The sequence below is a fragment of the Micromonospora haikouensis genome, from assembly GCF_000876225.1.
Lineage (GTDB): Bacteria > Actinomycetota > Actinomycetes > Mycobacteriales > Micromonosporaceae > Micromonospora > Micromonospora haikouensis.
In genome coordinates this window covers 1,638,831-1,658,204 of sequence record NZ_JXSX01000001.1, presented here as the reverse complement: position 1 = coordinate 1,658,204, position 19,374 = coordinate 1,638,831, and the positions used below count along the sequence as shown (strand labels likewise).

Below are 19,374 nucleotides of genomic sequence, written 5' to 3'. Positions count from 1 at the left end.
TTATCGGCGAACCCGGTCGAGCACCTCGTCGCGGAGGGAGATCATCCGTTCCTCGGTCGGTGCCTCGACGTTCAGCCGCAGCAGCGGCTCGGTGTTGCTGGCGCGCAGGTTGAACCAGGCGCCGTCGGGGAAGCTCAGGGTCAGCCCGTCCAGCTCGTCGACCGCAGCCTGCGGGTACGCGGCACGCACCTGCGCGATGCTCGCCGCCTGGTCGGCCACCGTGGAGTTGATCTCGCCGGAGGCGACGTAGCGCTCGTACTCGCGGGCCAGCTCGGACAGGGGCAGGGCCTGCCCGCCGAGCGCCGCGAGCGCGTGCATGGCGGCCAGCATGCCGGTGTCGGCAAACCAGAACTCACGGAAGTAGTAGTGGGCGGAGTGCTCGCCGCCGAAGACGGCGTTGGTGCGGGCCATCTCGGCCTTGATGAAGGAGTGGCCGACCCGGGTCACCACCGGCTCGCCGCCGTGCTCGCGGATGATCTCCGGCACCGCGCGCGAGGTGATCGGGTTGTGGATCACCGTGGAGCCGGGGTGCTTGGCCAGCTCGCGGACCGCCACCAGGGCGGTGATCGCCGACGGGGAGACCGGCTCGCCGCGCTCGTCGACCACGAAGCAGCGGTCGGCGTCGCCGTCGAACGCCAGCCCCAGGTCGGCGCCGTGCTCGCGGACGGCCCGCTGGAGGTCGACCAGGTTGGCCGGGTCCAGCGGGTTGGCCTCGTGGTTGGGGAAGGTGCCGTCCAGCTCGAAGTAGAGCGGCACGATCTCCAGCGGCAGCGCGGGCAGCACGGCGTCGCCGAGGACGCTGGGCACCGTCCAGCCGCCCATCCCGTTGCCCGCGTCGACCACGACCTTCAGCGGCCGGATGCCGGACAGGTCGACCAGCTTGCGCAGGTGGGCCGCGTACTCCGGGCGCAGGTCGCGCCGCTGCGTCGGCCGCGTCGGCGCGCCGGCCGGACGGGCGGCCCCGGAGTCGAGCAGGGCCTGCGCCCGGTCCCGGATCTCGGCCAGCCCGCTGTCCTGGCCGATCGGGCGGGCGCCGGCCCGGCACATCTTGATGCCGTTGTACTGCGCCGGGTTGTGGCTGGCCGTGAACATCGCCCCGGGCAGCCCGAGGGTGCCGGAGGCGTAGTAGAGCATGTCGGTGGAGGCGAGCCCCAGCTCGATCACCGAGCGGCCCTCGGCCCGGACGCCCGCGGCGAACGCCTCCGCCAGGCCCGGCCCGCTGGCCCGCATGTCGTGCGCGATCACGACCGCGTCGCCGGGCTCACCGGCGGCGGCGAGCACCTGCCCGAAGGCGGCCCCCAGGGCCTCGGCGACCCGTTCGTCCCATTGGTCCGGCACCGTCCCACGGACGTCGTACGCCTTCACGATCCGGGACAGATCAGACACGCGCTTCGCTCCTTCGCCGCAGGTCGCCAACGGCCTGAGCGTATCGGAGCACCGGGGGGCCGCCGGCCTCAGCCGGGCAGGCGCGGCATGATCGTCGTCGCGTCGCCCCCACCGGCGGGCGCGGGCGGCTCGCCAGGCCCCGACCCGCCACCGCCGGCGGGCTGCGCCGCGCCGCCGCCGTAGACCCCGCCGGTGGGCGGCGGAGCGGCCGACGGACCGGGGCGGGCGCCGTAGACCCCGCCGGACGGTGGCGCGGCCGGCCGGCCGTACACCCCGGGGGTCGGCGGCGTCCGGCCCGGCGTGGGCGGCGCGGGGGTCGCCGACCGGTAGGTGGTGCCGCCGGGGTTGCGCGGCAGCGGGACGCCGGGGACGGCGTCGGCGTCGGCGGCCGGCTCCCGGTCGGCCCGCGACCGGCGCACCAGCAGCACGATCAGGCCGACGCCCAGCACGACCAGGCCGACGCCGAAGAGCATGATCCAGGACAGCCCGCCGGAGCCCTCCTCGGCCGCGGCCACGGTGCCGGGCCCGCCGGCCTCGGCGGCGACGGCGGCCAGGGTCGGCTCCCCGGCCGTCGGCGCGTCCGTCGTGGGCTCCGCCGTCGGGCTCGGGCTCGGGCTCGGCGACCGCGACGGGCTGCGGCTCGGGGTGGGCGACGGGCTCGCGGCCCGCGGCCCGACCACCTTGGCCGCGACGGCGTCCCGGCCGATGGCCCGGCCCCGCCCGTCGAGCGCCTCGCCGACCACCGTGAGCCGGCCGCCCGGTGCCCCCGCCGCGAACGTCAGCCGGTAGCGCATGGTGACGCCCTTGCCCTTGCACAGGGTCGGGTTCGTCGGGGCGGACCGGCCCGTGGCGACCGCTCCCCCGCCGCCGGAGACCGGCACCGGGACCCAGCGGCCCCCGAGGCTCACCTGCGCGGTGACCTGGTTGGCGGCGAGGCCGGCGAGACTCAGGCCCAGCCCGGTGCGCAGCACCACGCAGCCCTCGGTGCGCTTGCGCACCTCGACGTTGACCGCGCCGGGCGAGCCGCCCGGCCGGAAGCTGTCGGTGGCGCGCACCCGCACCGAGTCGCCCTCGGCCAGGGCCGGCGACGCCCCGGCGGCCACCAGGCCGCCCAGCATCACGCAGACCGCCGCGAGCCGCGTCGCGTGCCGACGTAGCGCCATGATCACCGCCGTTTCTCCCTTCCGGGTCCGCGGGTCAGGTTACTACCGGTCGCCGATCGCGGCTCGGCGCGGAAAGGCGGGGCCCCTTGTTGACGCCTGCGGTAGAGAAGGGTTCCCTTCTCACACCCCGCTGCGGCTCGCGAGCGCGGCGCGGCAGAGCCGGTCGGCGGTGCGGGTGGTCTCCGGCAGCCGGTAGTGGGGGGTCAGCGCGAGCACCCGGGCGCACGCGTTCTCCAGCCCCATCCGGTGCCCGACGCTCACGAAGACCGGCTTCACGCCGTCCCTCGTGCGCAGCACCCGGCCCACCACTTCCCCGCCGTCGCACAGCGGGGACCAGGCGCCACGCGCCCCGGCCGGCGGCTCCCACCGGCCCACCAGCGGCGTCTTGCCGACCCCGATCGCCGGCAGGCCGGTGACCACGCCCAGGTGGCAGGCGAGCCCGAACCGGCGCGGATGGGCCAGCCCGTGCCCGTCGCAGACCAGCAGCTCGGGGCGGACGGTCAGCAGCTCCAACGCCGCCAGCAGGGCGGGCAGCTCCCGGAAGGCGAACAGCCCGGGGACGTACGGGAAGGCGGGCCGGCCCACGCTCACCGCCTGGTCCACCACGGCCAGCGTCCGGGCGTCCAGCACGGTGACGGCCGCCGCGAGCCGGTCGCCGCTCTCGGCGTACGCGACGTCGAGGCCGGCCACCGTCGCGGGCGCGGCGGGTCCCGGCCCGGTGAGGTCCACCAGCGGGCGCAGCCCGTCCTGCACGGCGAGCGCCTCGGCCTCGGTCCGGGGCGGCGGGGCGGCGACCGGGGTGTCCACCCGGTGATCGTAGGCGGCGCCCCACGCCCCCGGCGCGGCGTGCCGCCGCGGCGACACACCCGTCCGGTCCAGCCCGTCCTTTCGCACACCTGTCGGGTAATTTCTTCTGGTCCGACAACCGGTCACCGACAGGAGAAGCTCCGCGCATGGGCAAGAAGACGATCCACGTCTCCGACTTCAGCGGCACCGTTCTGCAGCCGGACGACGAGGTGGTCCGCGTCGTGGTGCTGGAGCACCCCGACCTGGTCGCCGGGCCCGTGCAGCTGGACGCCACCGCGACGGAGGTGGAGAGCATCGACGACGCGGCCCTGGACGTCGCGGTGGTCGAGATCCACGACCGGCACGGCGGCGGCGAGCCCCGCCGGGTGGTGCTGACGGCCAGCGAGTTCGACGCGATGGCCACCGACGTGCCGATGGCCCAGTTGCTGAAGACCGCCGAGCGGGTGCGCCCGCCGAAGGCCCGCAAGGGCGCCGAGAAGGTCGACTACGGCACGATCGAGCACGCCGGCAAGCCGCACCGGGGGCGGGTCACCGAGGAGGAGGCCCGGCTGGTCCGGGAGCAGCTCGACGAGGTGAACAAGCGGCTCGCCGACGCCGGCATCCGGCAGGTCGACCCGGCCGACCCGGAGCACGCGGCCCGCTACGGCTTCCCCGCCGAAGACTGATCCCCGCCGCACGTCGGGCACGCACCCCCGTGGCGCGTGCCCGACGCGGTTCAGGCCCGCTTGCGGGTCAGCTCGGCCAGCGCGCCCTCCACGGCGGACTCCATGGCGTCCTTCTTTAGGCCGAGCCCGCCGAGCACGCCGTCGCCGCCCTCCTCCTCCAGCAGTGCGAGTAGGATGTGCTCCGTGCCGACGTAGTTGTGCCCCATACGCAGCGCCTCCCGGAACGTCAGCTCCAGGACCTTCTTGGCCCGCGCGTCGAAGGGGACCAGCTCCGGGACCACGTCGGCCTGCGCCGGCAGGGTCGCGGTGACGGCCTCCCGGACCCGCTCCAGGGGTACGCCCCGGGCCGCGATCAACGCGGCCGCCAGTCCCTCCGGCTCGGCGAGCAGGCCGAGCACGACGTGTCCCGGGGTGATCTCGGCGTTGCCGGCGGCGCGCGCCTCCTCCTGCGAGGCCAGCACCACGTTGCGGGCGCGCGGGGTGAACCGGCCGAAACCGGCGCTCGGGTCGAGCGTGGCGGCGGTCTCCGCCTTGGCGGCGGAACGCTTCTGGGCGGCCTGCTTGCTGACCCCCATGCTGCGGCCGATCTCCGTCCAGGACGCGCCGGAGCGGCGGGCCTGGTCGACGAAGTGGCCGATGAGGTGATCGGCGATGTCGCCGAGGTGGTCGGCGACCACGACCGCGTCGGCGAGCTGGTCGAGCACGTCGGGGCGGGCCTTCTTGATCCCCGCGATGAGGTCGTCGAGCCGGACCGAACTGGGAAGCTGGGCGTATTCCGTCATGCGTCAACCATAGGTTGACGCACCTCGGATCGTCAACCCGAGGTTGACGATCACGCCTCCACGAGCGCGGTCTGGATCAACTGCTGCCCCTCCCGGCGGCGGACCAGCACCCCCCGGCCCGGCGGCAGCGGACGCGGGCGCAGGCTCCCGAGGATCGCCCCCTCCCCCCGGTCGCCCGACATCAGCAGCCCGGCCGAGCCCAGCTCCCGCAGGGTCTGCAGCACCGGCTCGTAGATCGCGCGCCCCGCCCCGCCGCTCCGCCGGGCCAGCACCACGTGCAGGCCGACGTCCCCCGCCACCGGCAGCAGCTCCCGCAGGGCGTTCAGCGGGTTGGTCCCGCCCGCCGCCATGAGGTCGTAGTCGTCCACCAGGACGAACAGCTCCGGGCCCCGCCACCAGCTCCGTTCGCGTAGCTGCTGCGGGGTGACGTCCGGGCCCGGGAGCCGTTCATGCAGGACGGCACGGATCTCCGCGACCGTCTGGGCGAAGGACTGCTCGGAGGGGGCGTAGTCGAGCAGGTGCTCCCCCTCGACGGCGCCGAGCAGGCCCCGCCGGTAGTCGGCGAGCACCAGCCGGGCCTCGGCCGGGGAGTGACGCGCGGCGACCTGCCGGGCGACGAGCCGGAGCAGGTTCGTCTTGCCGCACTCGGCGTCGCCGAAGACGACCAGGTGCGGGTCGGTCGCCGGGTCGAGCACCACCGGGCCCAGCGTCGCCTCGTCCAGCCCGATCGGCAGGCCCCGCTCCCCGGCGGGGCACGCGCGGTCCAGCTCGGCGACCGTCAGCCGCAGCGGCAGCAGCCGCACCGGCGGCGCCGCCTCCCCCGGCCACGCCGCGGCCACCCCCGCCACCAGCTCGGCCGTCGCCTCCGCCAGGTCGGCGACGCCGTCGCGGCCGTCGACGCGCGGCAGGGCGGCCAGGAAGTGCGCCCGATCGCCCGCGAGGCCGCGCCCGGGGGACCGCTCCGGGACGTTCGCCGCCGCCCGCCGGCCCATCTCCGACTCGTACGGGTCGGCGAGGCGCAGCTCCAACCGGGTTTCGAGGCGGTCCCGCAGACCGGGCCGGAAGTCGCCCCAGCGGCCGGAGGTGACGAGCAGGTGCACCCCGTAGGTCAGCCCACGGACGGCGACGTCGGCGACGGCCTCCTCCAGCTCCTCGTGCTCCCGCCGCAGCGTCGGCCAGCCGTCGACCACGAGGAACACGTCGCCGAACGGGTCGTCGGGATGCGCGCCCTCGGCGCGCAGGCGGCGGTAGGCCGCCATGGACTCGATCCCCAGCTCCGCGAACCGGTCCTCGCGCCGGTCGAGGATCCCCACCACCTCGGCGACGGTCCGGCCCACCGCCTCGACGTCACGCCGCCCGGCCACCCCGGACACGTGCGGCAACCCGGCGAGGACGCCCAGCCGCCCGCCGCCGAAGTCGAGGCAGAAGAACTGCACCTCCCGGGGGCTGTGGGTCAGGGCCAGCGCGGCCACCACCGTCAGCACCAGCGTGCTCTTGCCGGTCAGCGGCGCGCCCACCACGGCGACGTGCCCGCCCGCGCCGGCCAGCTCCACAGTCAGCGGGTCGCGACGCTGCTCGTAAGGTCGGTCGACGACCCCGACGGGCACGGCGAGGAACCCCGGCAGGTGGGCCGGCTGCCCGGGGGCGCTCGGGTCGACCGGCGGCAGCAGCCCACCCAGGGTGGGCGAGGCGTCCAGCGGCGGCAACCAGACCTGCCGGGCACGGGGTCCAGCGCCGCGCAGCCGGCCCACCACGACGTCCGCGAGGCTGTGCCCGGCCAGATCGGGCGGCGGCGGCTCCGCGTAGCCGGTGCGCAGGCCCACCGGCCCCGAGACGTACGCCGCCCGGAACCGGACCGGATCACCCGACCCGGTGCGCAGGTAGCCGCTCCCGGGGAGCGACGGCAACCCGTACGCGTCGGGCACCCCGATCACCAGCCGGCTCTCCTGCGCCGTGAACGTCCGCAGGGCGATCCGGTACGACAGGTAGTTGTCCAGCCCGCGCAGCCGGCTCTCCTCGACCCGCTGGCCGGCCAGCAGCAGGTGCACGCCCAGCGCGCGGCCGACCCGGCCGATCCGGGCGAACAGCTCGCCCAGGTCCGGCTGGACGGTGAGCAGGTCGGCGAACTCGTCGCAGACGACCAGCAGCACCGGCAGCTCCACCAGCTCCGCACCGGCCGCCCTGGCCTGCTCGTACGCCCACCAGTTCGGCAGCGTGCCGGCGGACCGCAGCAGCTCCTGCCGGCGGGCCAGCTCGCCGCCGAGCGCGTCCCGCAGCCGGTCGACCAGGGCCGGGTCCTCGGCGAGGTTGGCGACGTGCCCGGCGACGTGCGGCAGCCCGTCCAGCCCGGCGAAGGCCGCGCCGCCCTTGAAGTCCATCAGCAGCACGTTGAACCGGGCGACGGAGTGCCGGGCCGCGAGCCCGAGCACGAGCGCCCGCAGGAGCTCGCCCTTGCCCGACGCGGGCGCGCCGACCAGCACTCCGTGCGGGCCCATCCCCTCCCGGGCGGACTCCTTCAGATCCAGCAGCACCGGCCGGCCGTCCTCCGCCACGCCGATCGGCAGCCGCAGGAAGTCCGGGCCGAGCGGCTCGTCGGCGCCCGCGAAGTCGACCAGCGCCGCGTAGTCCGCCACGCCGATCAGGGCCAGCGCCTCGTCGGTGTGCCCGGAGAACGGCACCCGCCCCCGCCGGCCGGCGACGGCCTCCTCGGGCTCCCGCGCGTCCGACCACGCCTGCGCGATCAGCGACACCATGAGCCCCGCCTCGTCCACCGCGCCGGGGGCCTCGGTCTCCGGATCGGCGTCGCTGACCGTCAGGTCCGGCAGGGCGATGCGGAAGGTGCGCCGGCCGTGGATCGCCCAGCCCGGCAGGTTCGCCGGCAGCCGCCCCGCCAGGTCGGGGCTGACCCGCGACTCCTGCGGCTGGGACAGCCGGGTCTCGATCCTGGCCTGCGGCAGCTCCAGCAGCTCCTCCGGGATCGCCCGCCAGCTGCGCTCGACGACGGCCACGTGCACGCCGTACCCCAGGCCCTTGTTGGCCAGGTCGACCACCCGGGCGGTGAAGTCCGGCAGCAGGGCGGCGAAGTCCTGCCAGCGGTCGACCACCAGGAACACGTCCGGGTACGGCCCGCCGTCCAGGGTGGCGCGCCGGGCGCGCAGGCCCGTCGGCGACTCCAGCTCGTAGCGGCGGAACAGCTTCTTGCGGGCGAGGACGTCCCGCTCCAGCCGGTCCAGCAGCGCGCCGACCTCGGCGACCTCGTCGTCGCCGACGACCTCGCGCACGTGCGGCAGGCGGCGCATCGGGCCCAACCAGTTCCCGCCGGACTCCAGGCAGTGGAAGGCCACCTCCTGGTCGGAGTGGGTCAGCGCCAGCCCGCCGACGATGGTGCGTAGCAGCGTGGTCTTGCCCGTCCCGGCCCGCCCCACCACCAGCAGGTGCCCCTCGGACGAGGCGAGGTCGAGCCAGAGCGGCTCGCCGGCCGGCTGGTCGAGCCGGTGGGCCTGGCCGACCGGCACCTTGAGCAGCCCGCGCCGCCGCCAGTCGACCGCGCAGAGCCGCACGTCGTCGGTCGGCTCCAGCGGCCCGAGCAGGTCGCCGAGGCGCAGGTCCCGGTGGTCGCGGCGCTGCCGCTGGCGGTGGTGGCCCTCCCGCGACAGCGCGATGTGGATCTCGTCGCTGACCTGCCCGAACTGCGACGGCGACTGCGACGTCGTGCGCCTCGGCAGCTCCATCCGCACATACCGCCACAGGTCGTCCGGGGTGATCCGGCCCTGGCCCGTGAGGTCGGCGGCACCGGTGCTGAGGCCCTGGATGACCGTCTCGGTGAACGCCGAGCGCAGCCGGGGCGCGGCCCCCGACGCGGGGCGGCCGTCGTCGGCGCGCTCCACGGAGTTGGTGGCGGTGATCACGTACCGGCCGTACCCGGTCTTCAGCTCGCCGTCGATGGCCAGGTCGTCGGTGGTCTTGAGGCCCTGCCCCTCGAACGCCCCGCTGTAGCAGCAGTCGAGCAGGAGCACGAAGCTCGCCGCGTCCGACTCGTCGAGCAGCTCGCGGACGAACGACGCCGACACCGCGGTGGAGGAGAGCCGGTCGACCTCCGTGTTCGACACCGCCAGGTGCAGCCGGCCCCGCTTGCTGCTGCGCACCCCGTGACCGGAGAAGTAGAGCAGGACCAGGTCCTCCGGGCCGGCCGCGCGCAGCATCGACTCCATGGCCCGCTCGATCGAGCTCTTCGACTCGTTCTCCAGCAGCATGGTCTGGTCGAACGCGCCGATGTCCGCGTCGGCGAGCAGGCTCAGCAGGTCCCGCGCCTCCTCCCGGGGCGCGTACAGGTCGCTCAGCGCCTCGTCGACGTACCGGTCGTTGGCGATCAGCAGGGCGCGGCGCTGTCCCACGGTCAGCCCCCGGCGGCGGCACCGCCGCTCGTCCCCGCCGGCGGCAGCGCGCCCGGCCCGGCAGGCGGGGGCGGGTCGGCCAGCAGCGCGACGAGCTGGGCGACGAGCGCGTCGTCGACCTTCGTCGCCCCGGTGATCACCAACTCCCGGTCACCCCGGCGCAGCCGGACCGACCGGGCCTTGATCCGGTCGGCGTAGGCCACCGCGATCAGCGCGATCGTGCGCATGGTGGCGGCCGAGAAGAGGCCGCCGACGGCCAGCATCCCCAACTCCCAGGCCTGCTGCGACTTGCCGTGGGTGGTCGCGGGCGACTGGGCGTACGCGACGCGTAGCCCCCGCACGGACCGCAGGTCGTCGGCGAGCCCGCCGGTGAGCTGGTCGACCCGTTCGGCGGAGACCGCCGCGGCAGGCTCCACGAGCAGCTGAAGCTCCGACATGCGCACCTCCGTCAGACGGGCGGGATGTCCACATTCAACACCACCGACGCCAGTCCGGTGGGCCCGTGCCACCCGGGGCGGACCCCGGCCCGGCGCGCCCGGATAGGGTCTGGCCCATGCGGCTGCACGTGGGATGCGCGATGTGGGCGCACCGGTCGTGGCAGGGGCGCTTCCTGGCGCACCCGCTGCCCGCCCAGGAGCGCCTGCGGCACTACGCCGGCTGGTGCGACGCGGTCGAGGGGAACACGACGTTCTACGCGACCCCGAGCCGGGACGCCGTGGCGTCGTGGGCGCGGCAGACCGGGCCCGACTTCCGGTTCGTGGTCAAGCTGCCCAAGCTCGTCACCCACGAGCGCCGCCTCGCCGACGCCGACGCCGAGCTGGGCGCCTTCCTCGACGCGATCGAGCCGCTCGGGCCCCGGGCCCACGCGCTCTGGGTCCAGTTGCCGGGGTCGTTCGCCCCGGCCGACGTGCCCGCGCTGGCCCGGTTCCTGCGCCGGCTCCCCGCCTCCCACCGGCAGGCCGTGGAGGTGCGCCATCCCGCGTTCTTCGCCGACGCCCACGCGGCGCGGCTGCTCGAGGAGACGCTCGCCGTCACCGACGCCGAGTGGATCCCGTTCGACACCACCGCGTTCTTCGCGAGCCCGCCGACCAGCGACGCGGAGCGGGAGGCGTGGACGAGGAAGCCGCGCCTGCCGCTGCGGACCCGCGCGCTGACCGACCGGCCGATCGTGCGGTACCTCGGCCGCGACGACCCCGAGCGGACCGTCGACGGCTGGCGGCACTGGGTCGACGTGGTCGCCGGCTGGCTGCGCGAGGGCCGCTCGCCCACCGTGTTCGTCCACACCCCGGACAATGCCGACGCGCCCGCGCTCGCCCGCCGGTTCCACGACGAGGTGCGCGGGCGCGTGCCCGGCGTCGAGGCGCTGCCCGAGCCGGTGCCGGTCGGGCCCCTCACCCTCTTCTGAGTGCCCCGGAGGGCTGCCCGGTGCCGCCGGGCAGCCCCCCGGGACCGGTCAGCGCCCGGTGGGGGTGAGCCTGATCAGCTCCCAGCCGCCCTCCGGCACGTCGTCGGTCGGGTCGGTACGCAGGTTCATCGGGTTGGCCATCCCGAGGTACAGGGTCGAGCCGTCGGCGACCATGGTGCGGAAGCCGTAGTTGAGGTAGTTGCCCAGCCCCTTCGTGTCCACCGCGGTGGCGGGCCGCAGGCTCGACTCGAACACGTACAGGTCGCCGCCGTAGAGCTCCGGGTCGATCTCGATCGGGTCCAGGTCGTCGCTGAGCCCACGCGCCGCGTTGGCGAAGCCCATCTGCCGCGCGGCCTCGGGCAGCAGGTCCTTCGCGAGGTAGCTCCAGTCCATCGTGCCGACGAACAACCGGCCGCCGGCGACGGCCATGGTCCAGGTGTAGTTGGTGTAGACGTTGCCGAACCCGCTGTGGCCGTACTTCGGCTTGTAGCCGGTGGGGGTCCACTTCCAGGCGCCCGCGCCCTCGTTCGCCGCCGGGTCGTACGCCGGCAGCACCCGCTCCCCGTAGAGCAGCTCCACCTTCTCCCGGTCGGTGTCGAACCGCTTGCCCCGGAAGATGCTCACCGGGCGCTGGGTGTTCTCCAGCATCGCCCGCGCCGCGGTCTCGTCGGCCGGCGGGTACAGGTCGGCGACCACGCTCGTCGACTTCATCGGGACGTGCATGGTCCCCCAGTAGAGGTAGCCCTGGTAGGACATCAGCGCACCGAGGCCGTACGTGCCGGCGATGACCGGGTCCGGCTCGTAGGACGCCGCGCTCCAGACCTGCTTCCAGCCGGCGGTGTCCTCCTCCGTCAGGCCGGGCGCGCCGTCGGCCAGCGGCGGGCTCATCCAGACGCCGGCGACGGCGGGGTTGGCCTCGTCGGCCGGCGTGACGCCGGGACGGCCCCAGCCGGCGCGAGCCGTCGAACGCGCGGCGAGCGACCCGCCGGTCGCCGCCGACCAGGTGCTGACGAAGACCCGACCGTCGTGCTCGGTCAGGTCGGCGATCTGGGCCGGCAGCTTGCCGACCTCGACGAAGTTGAACGGGTTGGTCCGGTCGCCGGCCCAGCGCAGCATGTACCCGCCGTCGCGGCCGTTGGCACCGACCCCGACGCCCGCGTAGAGGACGTCGCCGGCCACCAGGAAGTGGCGGATGTTGCCGTACTTGGTGAAGTTGGCCGAGCCGAGGTAGTCGCCGGTGACCGTGTCGAAGGCGAACATGTTGACCGTCTGGCCGAGGGCCGGCCCGGCGAGCAGGACCACGCCCTGGTGCGTTCCGCCGGCCCGCAGGCCCAGCGTCCTCTTCAGCCTGGACGCGTCGTCGGGCGACGCGTTCATGATGACGCCGGTCTTCTCCGTCTGCACTTTGGAGGCCAGGTCGTAGACGTACACCCGGGGCTGCCGGTGGTCGCCCACGTTTGTCGGCATGGTCGGGTTCTGTACGACGATCTGACTGCTCGCGAACTCGCAGACATAGTCGTCGTTCAGCCGCGGGTTCGGCAGGGAAAGAGTCGAACCCGTTACGATGCAGTTAACATTTGCTCCGGTACCGAACCACAGGCGATTGTTGGCCTGGGCGAGCGACCACACGTACGCCTGGTTGACCTTGGCCTGCCCCTGCGCACACGGCGGGCCGGCCGGATAGGGCTGCCCGATCCCGGCGAAACATTCGTCGGGAAGTGCCTTTCCGAGCAACTCGTGCTCGAATGTCGTCGACGCCCGCGGCAGCAGCCCCGGCTCCCCGGGAACCGCCGCCGTGGACGGCGCGGCGGCGAGAACCGGCAGGACGCCGAGCGCAACGGCGGAGAACAGCCGCCATCTAGACATTCTGGGCCGATGCATCAATGCCCTCTCTCTCGACACAATCTCTTCGTCGTGATGCATTGACGATCACCGGACACGACGAAAGCGACACTCACCGTAATCGGAGGATCGCCAACTCGGGCGCGGCAAAACGTCTACGGCATCACTGCCGGGAGTCCGGCAGAAATCCGGCTGAATGACAAAAATGGATATCCGGCTCGGATTCCGAGCGCCCACAGCGTACCGCCGAGGACTGCTCCTGTCAGCCGGTCCCCGGTGGACGCGAATGGCGCCGGCGAATGCCCGGCCACTCCGGGAGAACAGAAGAAGGCCCTGGCCTGGTGATTCACACCCCAGGCCAGGGCCTTTCCGCCGGTACGCCGCCGGGGCCGGGGCCCGCGAGGCGGAGAAGAACGGGACTTCCGGTCAGTCCCGGATCCACTGCTGGTTGGCCCCACCGGCGCACTCCCGGGCCGCCGGCCCGGCCGCCGCGGACGGTTCGGCGGCGCGGGCCGACGGCACGGTATCGATCATGGTCAGGCCGGCACGACCACCTGCGCGGGGGCCGACCGGTTGGTGGTGGTGCCGTCGCCAAGCTGCCCGGAGATGTTGTTGCCCCAGCACCACAGGCCACCGTCGGTGCGGATCGCGCAGCCGTGGTAGGTCACGGCGAAGCCGTCGGTCCAGGTGGTGGCGGTGCCGATCCGGGTCGGGGTGTTCCGGTGGGTGGTGGTCCCGTCGCCCAACTGCCCGGAATTGTTGTTGCCCCAGCACCACAGGCTGCCGTCGGTGCGGACCGCGCACGACGAATCGACGCCGGCGTCGACCCGGGCCCACGTGGTGGCGGTGCCGACCTGGACCGGCGTGGTCTGGAAACCGGTGCCGCCACCGAGCTGGCCGTACCCGTTCTCGCCCCAGCACCACAGGCTCCCGTCGGTGCGGACCGCGCAGGTGTGCGCGTAGCCGGTCGTCACGCCGGCCCAACTGGTCGCGGTCCCCACCTGCGTCGGCGTCGACCGGTAGCTCAGGATGCCGAGGCCGAGCTGGCCGTCCGTGCTGTCGCCCCAGCACCACAGGGTCCGGTCGGTGCGGACGGCGCAGGTGTGCGCGTATCCGGTCGCGACGCTCGCCCAGGTGGTCGCCGTGCCGACCTGCAGCGGGGTGGTCGTCCAGTAGGGAGACGAACCGGTGCCCAGTTGCGTGTTGCGGTTCAGGCCCCAGCACCACAGGGTGCCGTTGGTCCGGACGCCGCAGGTGTGGTTGGCGGCGACGCTGACGCTGGCCCAGTTGGTGGCGTCACCGACCTGCACCGGGGCGGTGCGCCTCGTGGAGGTCCCGTCACCGAGCTGCCCGTTGGAGTTGCCGCCCCAGCACCACAGCGTCCCGTCGGTGCGCACCCCACACGTGCTGCTGGTGCCGGCGTCGATGCGCGCCCAGTTGGTGGCCGCACCGACCTGGACCGGGGTGGTGCGGTTGGTGGTGGTCCCGTCGCCGAGCTGGCCGCTGAGGTTGTCGCCCCAGCACCACAGCCTCCCGTCGGTGGGAATCGCGCAGGTGTGCGCGTTGCCCGCGGCGACCCGGGAGACCGACGCGGCGGCGAGCGAGGTGGTCAGCGAGCCGCGCTCGGTGGAGCCGCTGCCCGCGACGGCCGGGCCCGCCGTGGATCCGATCGCGAGCGCCGCGATCCCGATGGCTGTCGTCGCCGCGGCGACGGCTGTTCTCGCCGCCCGCCCCCAGCGCGCCCACCGGCTGCCGTCCTGATGTTCGATCATGTGCTGTTCTCCCCACAAAACGTCGTTTCCTGCACGGCGGAGGCGGCGTTGCCCCGGCAGGCCGCCAGCGGCCCGCCACGTCGATAAGTTGACCTTATTGATCGGCCAGCGTCAATTTATAGCCTGTCGGGGCACCGCCGGATCCACCGTTTCGTCCGCGACGTTCAGCGGGTCAGCTACGGCTCCACTTCTGGCTGGCCGCCCCGGTGCAGTCCCAGATCTGGGTGCGCGTCCCGTTGGCCGTACCGCCGCTGACCAGGTCCAGGCACCGGCCCGAACCGACGGCGGTGATCGTGCCGTCGGCGTTGAACCGCCACCGCTGGTTGGACTGGCCGTTGCAGTCCCAGATGATCACCGAACTGCCGTTGGCGGTGGCACCGCCGTTGACGTCGAGGCACTTGCCGCCGAAGACCCGCAGCTCCTGAGCCGCGGTCGAGGTCCAGGCCTGGTTGCTCTGGCCGTGGCAGTCCCAGATGATCGCCGCAGCGCCGTTGGCCTGCGAGCCGCCGTTGACGTCCAGGCACCGGCCTGCGGTGGTGTTGCGCACGGCCGAGGTGCCGCCCGGCGGCGGGGTGGTCGGGCTGGCGGTGGGCGACGGCGTCGGACCCGTGCTGTCGAACTGGGTGAAGAACCGCCACACCTCGCCCTTGGTCCAGGTCCGGACCCCGCTGTCGCCGCCGCCGTCCACCGGGCCGGGGGTGTGGCCGCCGTCGAACGCGGCCCACACCACCGGATAGCCGGACCGGCAGCCGGAGTAGGTGGTGGTGACGTGGGTCAGGCTGCCCGCCCTAGGCTCGGGCGGGTTCTGCGCCGTGCACCCGTTGTTGCGCACGAACGTGTCGCGCAGGGACCGGCCGGCGGAGACGTTGAGCACCGGGTCCCCGATGCCGTGGATCCCCATGTAGGCGATCGGCTGGGTGCCGCCGCTGCAGCCGCTGAGCTGCCCGCCGGAGTAGACCGCGACAGCGCGGAAGACGTTCGCCCGGGAGCAGGCCAGGGAGTAGCTCATGCCCCCGCCGTAGCTGAAGCCGAGCGCGAACAGCTGCGTCGTGTCGACGCACAGGTCCGCCTCGATCTGCCTGATCATGTCGTCGACGAAGGTGACGTCCTGGCCGCCGGGGTTGGCCCAGCCGTTGCCGTTGCCCTGGGGCGCGACGAAGATCGTGCTGTTGTTCGCCTGCTGGCGCAGCCCGTAGTAGGACCAGGCCGCCCCGTCCGTCCCGCCGGAGTCGACGTCGTTGGCGGTGCCGCCGTTCCAGTGGAAGCCGAAGATCAACCGGTAGGGGTGGTTCCGGTCGTAGTTGTCGGGGATCCGCAGGATGAAGCTGCGGTTCTGGCCACCGCTCTGGATGGTCCGCTGGCCGCTGGTCAACGTGGGCGCCTTGCCGCACCCCGCGGTGGCCGCGGCCGCCCCGAGGCCCGCGGCCGACGCGGCTCCGCCCAGGCCGCCGGCCAGTGCCGTCGCGCTCACGCCGGCGACGAGGATCGCCGCCGCCGCGATGGTTCCGAGAATTGGTCTGCGCTTCGCCATGATGGGCTCCTGCCACTCGGCATGGACTGATTCAGGTGCGGGGTCCACGGCGCTCCCCTGCCGCCGCTCCTGATGGCGCACACCGCTGGGGAGACGCCGGGAGAGGCGCACGACGTGCCCGCGGTGCCCGGCTCCGCCTCCGCAGGCTCCATCTCCGGTCTCGCTGCCCATGCAGGACCAGATGGTCTTCGAATCGTCGACGGCATCCGTACCGCACGGAGCCGGACGCAGCCCGGACCGTCCGCTGGCGTCGAACCGATTCGGCAAGACCCTAGGACCATCGAGTGAGATATGTCAATGCCATGTCCGGCAGGTTGCGGCCCCGACAACCCCGTACGCTCAGTCCTCCCCCTCGACGAGCGCGAACCCGTGCCCCGGCAGACACCGCGCCCGGCACCCGGTCCGGAACATCCGGCTGCCCTCGGGCGCGCCCAGCGGATCGGGCAGGAAACGGGCCAGGGTCAGCTCCGGCCGGTCGAGGTACCCGACGGCCAGCATCGGGCCGGCCAGGAACAGCTCCCCGACCTCCCCCGCCGGCACGGGCCCGAAGCCGGCGTCGAGAACGTGCCACCGGTGCTGCGGCAACGGCGTCAGCACCTCGCCCCCCGGCACCACCGCCGCCATCATCGAGGTCTCGGCGAAGCCGAACAGTTCCATCTCGTCGGCCCGGCCGGCGTTCCGGTCGATCCGCAGCGACCACCGTGCCGGCCCCGCCGTCTCGTCGTCCCGGGCACCCGCGCCCGGCGCCTGCCCCGCCGGCAGGAGCAGTTCCGCGCCGGTGAGCAGCGCGCGCGTCGCCGCCACCACGCCCACCAGCGGGCCCGTCGACGCCGGCACGCTAACCCGGTCCCCGTGGCCCGACGGCGGCAGGCCACAGGCGCCGGCCAGCCAGCTCAGCTGCGAACCACGCCACACCACACCCACCGCGCCGTCGGCCAGCGGCACCACCAGGGACGGCCCGGGCTCGTCCCCCGCCGGCACGGCCAGCGACTCCTCGGTGCGGCCGTTGGCCTGCCAGAACGCCCCGGTCACGCTCCGCCAGCGCTGCCGGACCACCGGCCACCCGCCGGGCGTCGCCGCCCCCGCCGGGGTCAGCACCAGCTCCGGCTGCGCCTCCCGCACCGCCGCGTCCGGGCGGCTGCCGACACACAGGACACAACTGGCTCCGGCGGCCAGCACCGCGAGGGCCGCCGCGACCAGGTCCTCGGCGCGTTCGCCGACGACGGCGACCCGCCGGCCGGGGCCCGCCCCGGCCGCGACCAGCCGGTCGGCGACGTCGTCGATCGACTCCCACAGTCGTCGGTAGGACAGCCGCAGGTCACCGACACACAGCGCCGGCGCGTCGGGCTGTTCCCCCGCGGCCTTGCGGAGCAGACCGACGAGGCTGACGTCGGTGGCGAGGGAGCGGGTCGGGTCGCCGGCCCGCGCCACGCCGGTCAGCTCCGCCACCTGCCGGCCACAGGCCTGGATGGTGCCGGCGAACGGCATGGCCCGCCACCCCGCGGGCGGCCGTCGACCGATGGGCCAGACCGCGAAATCCCGGGCCTGGCTGACCACCAGTTGAAAGTAGCGGGACTCCCTCCACCCAGACATGCGGCGCTCCCAGTTCCGGAGACTGGCCCGGCATACACCCCGCCGGCGCGAGGCCGGGAGAACACCGGGCGAAACCTCGACGACATCCGACCGAACCAACCTAGGCGACGCCGGTCACGGCCCGGTCATGCCTCACGGTGCGCGCCGCGCGGGTCGTCAGCGGGCGCTGGGCCGGTCGTCCATCGGCTTGATCAGCCGGGCGGCGGTCGCCTTGCGGATCGCGTCCACCCGGGACACCGCCTGCAACTTGGCGTAGATGTTGGTGAGATGCCGCTTGACCGTGGCCTCGGTGATGAAGAGCCGGCTGGCGATCTGCGCGTTGCTCATCGCCTCCGCGGTGAGCCGGAGGACCTCCAGCTCCCGCGAGGTCAACGGCGTGCCGTTCGTCCGCGGCTTCTGCCGGTCCAGCCGCTCCACCGTCTCGCGGGAGACCGCCAGCAGGACGCTCTGCGTGGGCCGGCGGACCACCGAGCGCACCGCGGCGACCAGGTCGTCCCGCAGGATCGTCTTGAGCAGGTACGCCACGGCGCCGGCCTCCAGCAGATCGTGCACCATGTCCGGGTCGTCGTGCATGGTCAACACGATCACCCGGGTCTCCGGTGCCACCCGTCGGGCCTGCCGGATCACCGCCGCCGCGCCCGGGCCCGGCATCTCCACGTCGAGCAACAGCACGTCCGGGCGCAGGCGCATCACGAGGGCCAGCGCCTCCGGGCCGGAGGACGCCTCACCGACCACCGCGAACTCAGGCTCGGTGGAGAGCATCTCCCGGATGCCGTCGCGCAGCAGGGTGTGGTCGTCGGCCAGGCACACCCGGATCTGGGACCGGTCCGCGTCGGTCACAGGCCCGCCTCGGCGAACGGGATCCGCACCTCGACCCGGGTGCCCTGCCCCGGCGCGCTGATCAGCTCGACCTGCCCGTGCAGCAACAGGGCCCGCTCGAACATCGACGGCAGGCCGCCCCGGGCGCGGTCCGGATCTGTCGTGTCGAACCCGCACCCGTCATCGACGACCGTGGCGGCCACCGCGTTGTCTCCCACGTCCACCGCGATGTCCAGTCGGCTCGGCGCGGCGTGCCGCAACGCGTTGCGGGCGGCCTCCCGCAGGATCAGGTAGAGCTCCTCCAGCACGTCGGGCGGGAGCACCTTGAGGTCGCCGTTGGTCACCAGCGAGAACTGCACCGCGGGCGGGACGTTGGCCTCCAGGTAGCCGCGCAGGGTGCGTTCCAGGCCGTATTCGCCCACCGAGCGGCGGAGCTCGGCGGAGAGGCCGCGCACCGTGCGGACCGCCTCGTCGAGCGACTCGATGGCCGAGTCGATCTTCGCGCGGGCCTGTTCCGGGTCGCGGTCGGCGTAGTGCCGGTGCAGGTCGAGCCGGTGCAGGGTGAGCCCCATCTCGTGCAGGACCCGGTCGTGCAGCTCGCGGGCGATCCGGGTGCGCTCCTCCTGCCGGGACGCCTGCAGCTTCTCCATGAGGAAGCCCACGTAGGACAGCGAGGCCAGCGCGACCCGGGCCATGATCGCCTCGTGCAGCGCGCGGCTGAGTCGCAGCGCCCCGGCGCTGTCCGTGGCCGGCAGGCCACGCGTGATGATCGGCAGCATCACCTCGAACAGCGTGGTCGCGGCGCGGAGCGACTGGACCGGGTGGATGCCGCGCCGGGCCCGGTCGGCACCGATGTCGACGGCGAACAACCGGGACTCGCCGACCAGGTCCATCGGTGGTGCGTCCGTCATGGACACCCGGGCCGCGACGTCGCTGAGCACCGCCTGCACCTGGGCCGCGAGCTGCGCCAGGACGTCTGGGCCGTTGGCCAGGTCACTTTCCTGTTGACGCAGTGAGTGTTGAAACGCTTCGACAATCTCGCGCGCCATCGAGGACAGTTCGGCCTCGGCCACGGGCTGCATCGCGTACGGATTCGCCACGGACCCCCCCGCTGTCTCGCCAGAGGCTACCACGGTAGCGCGCCTGTCGCGGAGCGTAGACCCTCGGCGAACAGTGACGAAGATAACCGTCCACTGGTGACACTGCCGGTCGCCC

General features: G+C 73.9%; 14 protein-coding genes. 2 read left to right on the top strand and 12 right to left on the bottom strand.

The window, feature by feature from the left end:
- The 3 genes from TK50_RS07420 to nfi form a co-directional block, all read right to left on the bottom strand.
- On the bottom strand, positions 1 to 1,386 hold the full coding sequence (locus TK50_RS07420) for a phosphomannomutase/phosphoglucomutase (RefSeq protein ID WP_043962057.1): 1,386 nt from the start codon (positions 1,384 to 1,386) through the stop codon (positions 1 to 3).
- 68 nt (positions 1,387 to 1,454) lie between these two features.
- Complete coding sequence (locus tag TK50_RS07415; protein WP_043964040.1) at positions 1,455 to 2,549, bottom strand: hypothetical protein; 1,095 nt, start codon at positions 2,547 to 2,549, stop codon at positions 1,455 to 1,457.
- 120 nt (positions 2,550 to 2,669) lie between these two features.
- The gene (gene nfi / locus TK50_RS07410) at positions 2,670 to 3,356 is read right to left on the bottom strand and encodes a deoxyribonuclease V (RefSeq protein ID WP_043964038.1); all 687 of its coding nucleotides are present in this window, start codon (positions 3,354 to 3,356) and stop codon (positions 2,670 to 2,672) included.
- A gap of 146 nt (positions 3,357 to 3,502) precedes the next feature.
- On the opposite strand from nfi, the gene TK50_RS07405 reads away from it, so the two are divergent.
- Positions 3,503 to 4,021, top strand: a complete 519-nt coding sequence (locus TK50_RS07405) for a hypothetical protein (protein WP_043962056.1) — start codon at positions 3,503 to 3,505, stop codon at positions 4,019 to 4,021.
- 50 nt (positions 4,022 to 4,071) lie between these two features.
- On the opposite strand, the gene TK50_RS07400 is transcribed toward TK50_RS07405, so the two are convergent.
- Genes TK50_RS07400 through TK50_RS07390 form a run of 3 tightly spaced genes read right to left on the bottom strand, consistent with a single transcriptional unit; the run spans position 4,072 to position 9,634 of the window.
- A complete protein-coding gene (locus tag TK50_RS07400; RefSeq protein ID WP_043962055.1) occupies positions 4,072 to 4,803 on the bottom strand; it encodes a Clp protease N-terminal domain-containing protein in 732 nt (243 codons plus the stop codon).
- A gap of 50 nt (positions 4,804 to 4,853) precedes the next feature.
- The gene (gene eccCb, locus TK50_RS07395) at positions 4,854 to 9,197 is read right to left on the bottom strand and encodes a type VII secretion protein EccCb (protein ID WP_043962054.1); all 4,344 of its coding nucleotides are present in this window, start codon (positions 9,195 to 9,197) and stop codon (positions 4,854 to 4,856) included.
- Between the two features lie 2 nt (positions 9,198 to 9,199).
- Complete coding sequence (locus TK50_RS07390; protein WP_043962053.1) at positions 9,200 to 9,634, bottom strand: hypothetical protein; 435 nt, start codon at positions 9,632 to 9,634, stop codon at positions 9,200 to 9,202.
- Positions 9,635 to 9,774: 140 nt separating this feature from the next.
- Between TK50_RS07390 and TK50_RS07385 the strand changes: the two genes are divergently transcribed.
- On the top strand, positions 9,775 to 10,602 hold the full coding sequence (locus tag TK50_RS07385) for a DUF72 domain-containing protein (protein ID WP_198956461.1): 828 nt from the start codon (positions 9,775 to 9,777) through the stop codon (positions 10,600 to 10,602).
- 48 nt (positions 10,603 to 10,650) lie between these two features.
- On the opposite strand, the gene TK50_RS07380 is transcribed toward TK50_RS07385, so the two are convergent.
- The 6 genes from TK50_RS07380 to TK50_RS34775 form a co-directional block, all read right to left on the bottom strand.
- Positions 10,651 to 12,468: a hypothetical protein gene (locus TK50_RS07380; RefSeq protein ID WP_241773948.1), complete on the bottom strand. Its 1,818-nt coding sequence runs from the start codon at positions 12,466 to 12,468 to the stop codon at positions 10,651 to 10,653.
- Between the two features lie 512 nt (positions 12,469 to 12,980).
- Positions 12,981 to 14,216 (bottom strand): RCC1 domain-containing protein, encoded by a 1,236-nt coding sequence (locus tag TK50_RS07375; protein ID WP_043962050.1) that lies wholly within the window; start codon positions 14,214 to 14,216, stop codon positions 12,981 to 12,983.
- A gap of 172 nt (positions 14,217 to 14,388) precedes the next feature.
- Positions 14,389 to 15,747, bottom strand: a complete 1,359-nt coding sequence (locus TK50_RS07370; RefSeq protein WP_043962049.1) for a lectin — start codon at positions 15,745 to 15,747, stop codon at positions 14,389 to 14,391.
- 339 nt (positions 15,748 to 16,086) lie between these two features.
- Positions 16,087 to 17,340: an AMP-binding protein gene (locus TK50_RS07365; protein ID WP_082106207.1), complete on the bottom strand. Its 1,254-nt coding sequence runs from the start codon at positions 17,338 to 17,340 to the stop codon at positions 16,087 to 16,089.
- Positions 17,341 to 17,496: 156 nt separating this feature from the next.
- Positions 17,497 to 18,180, bottom strand: coding sequence for a response regulator (locus TK50_RS07360; protein ID WP_043962047.1), 684 nt, complete (start codon positions 18,178 to 18,180; stop codon positions 17,497 to 17,499).
- Positions 18,177 to 19,259: a sensor histidine kinase gene (locus TK50_RS34775; RefSeq protein ID WP_082106206.1), complete on the bottom strand. Its 1,083-nt coding sequence runs from the start codon at positions 19,257 to 19,259 to the stop codon at positions 18,177 to 18,179. The genes TK50_RS07360 and TK50_RS34775 overlap by 4 nt, the downstream gene beginning before the upstream one ends.
- Positions 19,260 to 19,374 lie beyond the last annotated feature (115 nt).